Source organism: Mesorhizobium sp. Root157, assembly GCF_001427385.1.
GTDB lineage: Bacteria > Pseudomonadota > Alphaproteobacteria > Rhizobiales > Rhizobiaceae > Mesorhizobium.
On record NZ_LMGJ01000026.1, the window covers coordinates 1 to 7,602 of the forward strand.

The window sequence follows — 7,602 nt, forward strand, 5'->3', positions numbered from 1 at the left end:
AATGCAGTTAATTTGAGAATCAGATCGCCAAGATTCTCACAATTAAGTGCCAAACCTGCACCAAATCGGCGCATTCTCACATTTAAGTGCCAAACGACACCAGGCCCTCTGTATTGCGCAGCCGCAGCACAGCACGCCGGAAAAGCGCTGCAATTTCATCGGGCGGCATGATGCCGGCCCGGTCGGCTGCACTCTCAATCTGACGGATGAAGCGTTCGCGCCCCGTAGTCATCCCAAGCCCTCCCCAGAGCAATTCCCAGCCGAACCTAACGCCCATCCTCCATAATCCGCAACGACCAGGCTGGAACTTCCTGGAGATTCGTCCGTTTCCTTCCATCGCGCTGCCCGCCATGGCGTACGGGATCGGTCATAGGCTCGTCTCCAAGGAGGCGGCGGGTCTGAAGTTGACGTTGTTTTGCATTCAACCGGCACATGAGAAGGAAGTTCTCCATGGGTTTAGGCACAATACTCATAATCATTTTGGTGCTTGCTCTGTTGGGCGGGTTCAGCGGCCTCGGTGGAGGACCCTTCTATGGCACCGGCTATTTCGGTGGCGGGAGCATTGGGTTATTGCTGGTCATTGTGATCATTCTGGCCATTCTCGGACGGATATAACGCTACTAGTCGTGCGAATTGCGAGGCCGTTACCTTTGGTCAGGGGCACGCCATTCCACACCTGAGCGTCGGAACGTTCAGCCCTTACTCGTTGCGATGGCGCGTTGCAGTTCCTTGATCGCAGTTTCTAACTGACCAGTCTGCTCTTTGCTGATGGCCCTGTTTGCCTTGCCGAGATGGCGGGCGCCTTCCAGGATTGCTTTTGCTGTCGTGGTGACGACCGTTGCTATATCGGTGTCGTCATGAATGTACATCGGCCATCCCTCGCTTCACCCAAGAACTGCGACCTAAGCCGCCTTCTTTTTTTCGCCGCTCTTCGCCGGAGCCTTCCCGCCTTCCTGCTGCAAGCTTTTGCGGAGCACTTCGGCCAGGTTGACGACGTTCTTCGGTTGGGGCGCCGGCGCGGCCTTCGGCTGCTTCTTGCCCTTCCGCTTGGCGTCGATGAGTTCGATCAAGGCTTGTTCGTAGCGGTCATCGAATTTCGACGGGTCGAATTTTGTAGGTTTCTTGTCGATGAGCAGGCTTGCGATTTCCAGCAGTTCAGGATCCTGCTTGCTGACGAACGGCTCGGTCGACGGCTTGTCGGCGGGCAGAAGGTAATATGGCTTTTCGAGATAGCGGGTGTCGATCTCGTCCATCGGGACGAACTCATCGACATCGAGCGTATGCTCTGACGACAGCTTCAGCGCCTTAAGTTCGTCCTTCTCGATTTGGATGAAGTCGCCCTTGCCAACCTCATAACCCTTGATTTGGTTTTCCGCGTCGACCGCTTCTTCAGCCTCTTCGTCGAGGTAGGCGACCTTGACGGTATTGCCGGTTTGTTGGTTTAAAATGTTGAACCTGATCTTTTCGGCCTCGGTGATCGCCCCGACGATCTTGACTCCGCAGGTGACGGATCCCATCCGAAGAAAACCTTTCCAGGCAGCACGCGGCGCTGTCATTCTATCCTCCATCTCTGAAGCGATTCGAACGGGCTGGACCGAGTTTTGTTCCGCGCTCGAAGAACATCCACGCGGCGTGCGCTGGAAGACGAAGGGACCGGGCGGCGACAACCGCCAGTTCATGTTTTGGAATGTCGCCTGGTGCCGGGCCGTGGTTTCATGCCGGTCGATGAAGGAAGCTGCCCAAGGTAATCATTCGCTGGGCGCGGGCGGGAGTTCCACCTTACGACCTCCCAATGCCTCGGGAACGTCCCGTTTAAGCAGGTCGGCCATAACATCGGCTGCTTCGCGCAGAAGATTTTGCAGTTCGCTTTGGCTCAGTTTCTCAATCTGATCAGCCGCGTCTAAAAGGGTTACAACTAGATCAACGCCGTGTTGGTGTAGCTGCATCCCGCCCTCCTCCGAGCTAAATCCATGATTATTTACTCTGATCCGCAACGAAACTTTTCGGAACGAAAATCGCTCATACGAATTGGACAGGTGTCTGCACTACTTGACGGCAGTCGGACAAGGCGAGGGCCCCGCCATTCCCCTCGATGGCGGGGCCCTTTTTGGGCGAACGTCCATCCGGCCCGACCACCGGATGGGGTTTGCTGCGTTTCTCTGAACTCGGAGGCAAACGAGATAGACATGCAACACGTCCGGCGCACCATCGAAGATTTACGACGCTATATCGTTTCCTGTGATTCCCGGGCGGAGCTGGAGGAGGTCGATACGCTGCTTGCTGTTGCGCTGGAAGAGGTACGGCGAAAGATCAAAGAGAAGGAAAGCCGGCATCAGCCGGGCTCATAATTCGCAGCAATCATTATAATAGGAGCTATCGCCGTGATTCTGCGGCATACGCGGCGAGACGGCACAGCCACTTCTGGCCCGTGATCGGTTAGTATGTGCGAGAGCTTTTGGTCCGGCACATTGAGGACGTCATGCAGTTCGGTGCGCAGCATTGGCCGCAGACAGATAGGGTTTGGCGTCAGTTTGCGCTTATGGACCTTGTCATGGAACGGATGGACGTCGATCAAGTACTCGCTGCGCGCAAATCCGGGGGCACCGCAATGGCGGCCGCGCGGGCTACCTGCCTGTCGTGCCCGTTGCACCGTGAGTGCCGCAGCCGACTGGCGCATAATTGCGCTTCCACCCATTTGAAACAGTTGTGCCCGAATGCGTCGTTCTTCGAGGACTGTCGCCGTATGAGACCGCAGGCTTGAAGCGATCAGGCGCGCGCCCCTTCACAATCCACCCATTTACGCCACCCCACCCTTCCGGCTTTTGTTAGCGTTTCGACAAGCAGAAACATCGACGGTCCGCATAGCTTAGCCCAGCCGGGGCCGAAGCTGCCGCCTCGCCCGGCAATCGGTTCCTGGGGGCAGCGGAACAAACAACATGACGACTGCGGAAACGGGCGCCACGCCCCTCATTGATGCGCGCACGATCGCGCCCTTCGAGCGTCACCTTCATCTTCGACAGGCTGGACGCGCTCGCTCACGGCGGCTCGCTCGTCATAGTCAACGATCACGATCCGCGCCCGCTCCGGGCCCAGATCGAGATGCGGCATCCGGGCGAATACTCTTGGGAGTATCTGCAACAGGCCCGGATCGGTGGCGCGTTGAAATCGACCGGCCGCATACCTCGGACTGCGGGTGCGGCGGGCACTGATCCGTTCGCCGACATCCGGCTCGCCCTGCAGCAAACATCGCAGGGTGGCCGGAAGGCAGATCATCAAGGCAAAAGGCTGCTCGCCGTTTGCCGAGCGGGCACTCAAGCCGCTCACAGGTTACTTGGTTTTTCGCTCGAACATTGCGTTGATCCGGCTTCGGCAATAAAGTCTCGGTGTCGTCGCCGGTCAGGTCGACAAGAGCACGCATCGAACGGGCCCCTTCCTGCGCCATTTCAGCGACACTGTCGAACAGCATCGCAACGTCGAAATGGACGCTGCGGTCGGCTCCGTCACCGTCAAGTCATCGAGATCGTCGAGAAACAGCAGGGCAGTCTCGATCTTCTCACGCTGCGTTCGCGCGCCGACAGGGCAGGCGCGCGCGTCGCGCATTCAACGATCTTCAAACATTTCATTCACACTATAAATGATCTTCAACCAGATCAAAACCTTGACACCATCAAAGGAAAGATATCTATCCGTATCAAATCATTTTGGAAAGAATCGCATAGGTATCATCATGCCATCAGAATCCACGGGCCTGCTGGAAATGGGTCACCTGCTGAAGCAGGCGCGGCTTACCGCGTCGCTGACGCAGGAACAGGTTGCCGACCTGGCCGGCATATCCCGCCCCCGCTATCGTGACATCGAAACTGGCGCAGCCGCGGCGCGTGCGACCACCCTGATGAACATCACCCGCGCCCTAGGCCTGGAGATGATGCTGATCCCGCAGTCCATGGTGCCTGCCGTCAAGTCCTTGCTCCGGCCGCATGACGACGACGATTTCCCCGCCTTTGTTTCCCAACCCGAGGAGGACGATCGTGGCCCAAATGTTTAAAGCACCCGAGGCCATCCCCTCTCTTGACGTGTTGCTGAACGATCTGAAGGTCGGAACGATCGTCAGGACACCTGGCGATTTCAATGCGTTCAGTTTCGAAGACGCCTATCGCGCAACCGAGGGCTTTCCCGTCCTAAGCCTTTCTTTTCGCGCGGCGGCCGGAGGATTGCGGAAGGATCCAAAGCCTCTTTACGGGGCCTTACCCGCTTTCTTCGCCAACCTTCTTCCGGAAGACAAACTGCGTGAAGCGATGGAGAAACACCACGCAAGTAATGTGCGCGCAGGAAACGATTTCGATCTGCTGGCCGCGCTGGGTGCGGATCTTCCCGGCGCAGTGCGTGTCTTGCCAAGCGATGGCACGACGGCGGTTGTCGAGGATGTCTCAAAGAACAAACTGAGAGCCCGTTTCTCGCTCGCGGGCGTGCAGATGAAACTGTCTGTGATCAAGAGCACCGGCAAGGGAGGTGGGTTGACCTTGCCGATGGGCGACGAGCAAGGCCAGTATATCGCCAAATTTCCTTCGACGGCGTTCCCCGGCGTCTCGGAAAACGAGTTCGCCAACCTGGCGCTGGCGGCGGCGATCGGCATGAATGTGCCCGAGCGAGAGCTTGTCGAGAAGTCCGATTTCGAAGGGATCCCCAAGGAGTTTGACACGCTGTCGGACGGTAGGGTTCTCCTCGTCAAACGCTTCGATCGCGACGCCCGTGGCGAGCGGATCCATATTGAGGATTTCGCGCAGGTTTTCGGTGTTTATCCCTCGCGCAAATACGAGGGCGCCGCATATCATGATATTGCCTCGGCCCTGAGTGCGGCCGTCTCGCCGACGGCCGCGCTCGAATTCGTGAGCCGTCTGGCGCTGGCGGTGATCATCGGCAATGGCGACATGCACCTCAAAAACTGGTCGCTGATCTACCGGGGTGATGGCGACAAGCCGGAACTTGCGCCGATCTACGATGTCCTGTCGACCGTGCCCTATATTCCCACCGACGCGATGGGGCTGTCGCTTGGCGGCGAACGCTCCTTTAAGGCGCTTGCTGCACCGCGATGGAAGGCGTTCGCCAACCGTGCAAGGCTGCCGGAGCCGGCCGTGCTGAAGACGGTGATGAAGGTTGTCGAGCGCGTTAACGAGCATTGGTGGGATCTTCCAGAACGGGCCGTCATTCCGGAGAAGGTGCTGGAGCGGATCGACGATCATGTGAAAACAATGACCCCGACACTCGGCACCTGCGCCGAATAAGAAGGGGCATCACGACGACGAGATAGCTCCCCTTCATTTGCGCAGATTTGAGATGGATATCTCGATCGAGCGTGTCGGCGCCTGGAGACGCCAGTCTCCAAGTTTAGGCGCTTTCGGTGGTTCCACGCCCGCACCAGTGAAGCTATCCGTGTCAATCACTGTCTCGGCTAAAACGGACCGAACAAAGGATTGCTCGCCACTCGAATAATGCATCCAGAAATTCATCCTCTTCCTGACGAGACAGAAGGAAAATGCTGGCCTACCCAACCCGGGACGGATTGGAATAACTGCCACTAGCGTGTCAACCCTGCGCCCGTGGGCAAGGAGTGTCCCGCGAGGCGACGCAATCGGCACTGTCAGGGCTCCATAGTCGAGGAAGTTCCAGGGCGCCGTGTTACACAGGAGCAAAGCGCCGATCCGGCCAACCTCGCCTGGATCTGCCACTGCGAAAAGCCGCGGCGCGACGATCGGTACGGTCGGCATCACCAAGCCATCGCAATCGTTGAGCCGCGTGTCGACACTCGCCATCAATTCGCGGCGCCGGGCATGGAGATGTCGATACTGATGCGTCATCAATGGATCGGCCAGCTTCAATGTCCATTCCATCCATCCGACATCTCCCCGGTCAAATCGACCAGAGGCTACCGATCAATCCTTGCTGGACCCCAACTTCTTTCCGGTCTCCAATTAAGTGCCAGCGACACATTGAAAGTGCGTTCGAGCATGATCCATTCACAGTGCACCTATGGACGGCCGGCTGCTTCAAGGTTGCAAGCTACAAGATCGACGATCTCGAGGAGGCGGTCGACAAATCCGATTTTGCCGTCGCGATCGCTCATGCCGACGATTTCGTCGAAAGCCGCGGCGATATGTGGCCGGCTCCGCGCGACAATGTGATCTTTGAGCTGGGCCTGTTCATGGGACGACTGGGGAAGTCACGTGCCATCCTGATGGAACCGCGTGGCAAGGTTGTGAAGCTGCCGAGTGACCTCGCCGGCGTCACGACCATCCCGTACAAGCTCGTGAAGGGTGCGGCGCTGATGGGGCCGGCGTGCCACAAGCTGCGCGATCACATCAACGAACTGGGACCGGCGAACGGCTAATAGCGCTCGACCTGATCCCCAAGTGCGCGAAATCTTCCACTTAGCCTGGGAGACCAGAAACGGTCGCGTGGTGCCCGAACCTGGCGATTTGAAACTCGGCAATGATGCGGTCGAGTTTACGCGTGCGACGGTTGTCCCTTGAAGGCGCCAAACCCCTGTTCACTTGTTATGCGCTGGAATGTGCATATATTGTGCGTATGAGAGCTCGGAGATTTGTCATGACCCACGCACAGCTCGTACATTCCACGGTGGTCTCAGGCTTTGTCGATAGCCTCCAGGAACCGCGCACGCCCTACATCTCGCCGAAGCGCCTGTCGCAGGCACTTGGCGTGAAGGTGGCCAACCTGGCGCAATTGACGGGAGTTCATCGCAACACGCTCCGAAATCCCGCATCGGAGCGCCTGCAGGGCCGGATGCGCGAGATGATAAAGGTAATTTCGGCCGCGACCGAACTCACCGGCGACGTCGACAAGGCTATCTACTGGTATCGCAATGAGCCGATCGCCGACTATGGCCATTGCACGGCTGCCGAACTCGTCGCCGACGGCCAGGTCGAAGCAGTCCTGGCTTTCATCCGGGATTTGGAGAACGGGGCGCGCGGGTGAAGCTCGCCCGCGTCGGCCCGGACGAGATTTATCATCGGTATCTGACACCCAAATGGGCTTTCCTGTCCACGAGCGGCTCTGGAGCGGCGATCGACGGTGGTCGTTTCAATCGGCCAGGCGTCGAAGCGCTCTATTTGTCCCGTTCGGCCCAGACAGCGCTCGAAGAATACAGGCAGGCTACCAGCATCACACCGCCTGCCACCCTTGCCGCCTACAGGATCACGCTTGCCGAAGTCGCCGACCTTTCGCAGGGGTTTGACCCAGATGTCTGGGACAATGCGTGGCGGGAATGGGATTGTGCCTGGCGCCAGATCGCTCGCATCGACAAGAAAGTTCCGCCGTCCTGGAAGCTCGCGGATTTGGTCATCATAGCCGGGCTTCGCGGTATCCTATTTCCGTCGCTGCGTCATGCCGGCGGCACCAATTTGGTGGTTTTTCCGGCCAATCTTGTCGAAGGTGACCAAGTCGCGGTCCATGATCCCGATCATCGACTGCCACAGGACTGTCAAGCGAATCGAGGATTTGACCCCTTTGGCGAAGTGAAGAACTGACCCCGTTCATTGGTTTGCTGTTTCGTTGGTTTCGAGCGCCGGTCCGGTCTTCTGCAGAAGG

The 7,602-nt window shown here is 58.2% G+C and carries 14 protein-coding genes and 1 pseudogene; 9 read left to right on the forward strand and 6 right to left on the reverse strand.

What is annotated here, in order from left to right; all coding sequences use genetic code 11:
• Window positions 1-82: 82 nt before the first annotated feature.
• Window positions 83-232: a hypothetical protein gene (locus ASD64_RS21045; protein ID WP_156460156.1), complete on the reverse strand. Its 150-nt coding sequence runs from the start codon at window positions 230-232 to the stop codon at window positions 83-85.
• Between the two features lie 218 nt (window positions 233-450).
• On the opposite strand from ASD64_RS21045, the gene ASD64_RS14030 reads away from it, so the two are divergent.
• Window positions 451-615 carry a DUF3309 family protein gene (locus ASD64_RS14030; RefSeq protein WP_082550000.1) on the forward strand — a complete coding sequence of 55 codons (165 nt, stop codon included), beginning with the start codon at window positions 451-453 and terminating at the stop codon, window positions 613-615.
• Window positions 616-692: 77 nt separating this feature from the next.
• On the opposite strand, the gene ASD64_RS21050 is transcribed toward ASD64_RS14030, so the two are convergent.
• The 3 genes from ASD64_RS21050 to ASD64_RS14040 all read right to left on the reverse strand — a co-directional run bounded on the left by ASD64_RS21050 (window position 693) and on the right by ASD64_RS14040 (window position 1,946).
• The gene (locus tag ASD64_RS21050) at window positions 693-869 is read right to left on the reverse strand and encodes a hypothetical protein (protein WP_156460157.1); all 177 of its coding nucleotides are present in this window, start codon (window positions 867-869) and stop codon (window positions 693-695) included.
• Window positions 870-902: 33 nt separating this feature from the next.
• Window positions 903-1,556 carry a Ku protein gene (locus ASD64_RS14035; protein ID WP_056106032.1) on the reverse strand — a complete coding sequence of 218 codons (654 nt, stop codon included), beginning with the start codon at window positions 1,554-1,556 and terminating at the stop codon, window positions 903-905.
• Window positions 1,557-1,748: 192 nt separating this feature from the next.
• The gene (locus tag ASD64_RS14040) at window positions 1,749-1,946 is read right to left on the reverse strand and encodes a hypothetical protein (protein WP_056106035.1); all 198 of its coding nucleotides are present in this window, start codon (window positions 1,944-1,946) and stop codon (window positions 1,749-1,751) included.
• Between the two features lie 240 nt (window positions 1,947-2,186).
• On the opposite strand from ASD64_RS14040, the gene ASD64_RS21055 reads away from it, so the two are divergent.
• The 3 genes and pseudogenes from ASD64_RS21055 to ASD64_RS22065 form a co-directional block, all read left to right on the forward strand.
• Window positions 2,187-2,348: a hypothetical protein gene (locus ASD64_RS21055; RefSeq protein WP_156460158.1), complete on the forward strand. Its 162-nt coding sequence runs from the start codon at window positions 2,187-2,189 to the stop codon at window positions 2,346-2,348.
• Between the two features lie 131 nt (window positions 2,349-2,479).
• Entirely contained in the window at window positions 2,480-2,761 is a 282-nt protein-coding gene (locus tag ASD64_RS22060) for a DUF6455 family protein (RefSeq protein ID WP_413813605.1), read from the forward strand.
• 212 nt (window positions 2,762-2,973) lie between these two features.
• Window positions 2,974-3,084, forward strand: a pseudogene (locus ASD64_RS22065) (DUF2249 domain-containing protein); the annotation flags it as partial.
• A 312-nt stretch (window positions 3,085-3,396) separates the two neighbouring features.
• Here the strand turns inward: ASD64_RS22065 and ASD64_RS14055 are convergent.
• Window positions 3,397-3,600 (reverse strand): hypothetical protein, encoded by a 204-nt coding sequence (locus ASD64_RS14055; RefSeq protein ID WP_056106041.1) that lies wholly within the window; start codon window positions 3,598-3,600, stop codon window positions 3,397-3,399.
• Window positions 3,601-3,727: 127 nt separating this feature from the next.
• On the opposite strand from ASD64_RS14055, the gene ASD64_RS14060 reads away from it, so the two are divergent.
• Together ASD64_RS14060 and ASD64_RS14065 are read left to right on the forward strand one after the other, a co-directional pair.
• Complete coding sequence (locus ASD64_RS14060; protein WP_056106053.1) at window positions 3,728-4,045, forward strand: helix-turn-helix transcriptional regulator; 318 nt, start codon at window positions 3,728-3,730, stop codon at window positions 4,043-4,045.
• The gene (locus ASD64_RS14065; protein WP_056106043.1) at window positions 4,038-5,282 is read left to right on the forward strand and encodes a type II toxin-antitoxin system HipA family toxin; all 1,245 of its coding nucleotides are present in this window, start codon (window positions 4,038-4,040) and stop codon (window positions 5,280-5,282) included. Before ASD64_RS14060 ends, ASD64_RS14065 begins: the two co-directional genes overlap by 8 nt.
• A gap of 33 nt (window positions 5,283-5,315) precedes the next feature.
• Here the strand turns inward: ASD64_RS14065 and ASD64_RS14070 are convergent, their stop codons facing one another.
• Window positions 5,316-5,876 carry an amidase family protein gene (locus ASD64_RS14070; RefSeq protein WP_162249078.1) on the reverse strand — a complete coding sequence of 187 codons (561 nt, stop codon included), beginning with the start codon at window positions 5,874-5,876 and terminating at the stop codon, window positions 5,316-5,318.
• Between ASD64_RS14070 and ASD64_RS14075 the strand changes: the two genes are divergently transcribed.
• The 3 genes from ASD64_RS14075 to ASD64_RS14085 all read left to right on the forward strand — a co-directional run bounded on the left by ASD64_RS14075 (window position 5,876) and on the right by ASD64_RS14085 (window position 7,541).
• Window positions 5,876-6,385, forward strand: a complete 510-nt coding sequence (locus ASD64_RS14075; protein ID WP_274533363.1) for a nucleotide-binding protein — start codon at window positions 5,876-5,878, stop codon at window positions 6,383-6,385. The two genes, ASD64_RS14070 and ASD64_RS14075, sit on opposite strands and share 1 nt — an antisense overlap.
• Window positions 6,386-6,603: 218 nt before the next feature.
• A complete protein-coding gene (locus ASD64_RS14080) occupies window positions 6,604-6,990 on the forward strand; it encodes a hypothetical protein (RefSeq protein ID WP_056106049.1) in 387 nt (128 codons plus the stop codon).
• Window positions 6,987-7,541 (forward strand): RES family NAD+ phosphorylase, encoded by a 555-nt coding sequence (locus tag ASD64_RS14085; RefSeq protein WP_056106051.1) that lies wholly within the window; start codon window positions 6,987-6,989, stop codon window positions 7,539-7,541. Before ASD64_RS14080 ends, ASD64_RS14085 begins: the two co-directional genes overlap by 4 nt.
• The last annotated feature ends 61 nt before the right edge of the window (window positions 7,542-7,602 follow it).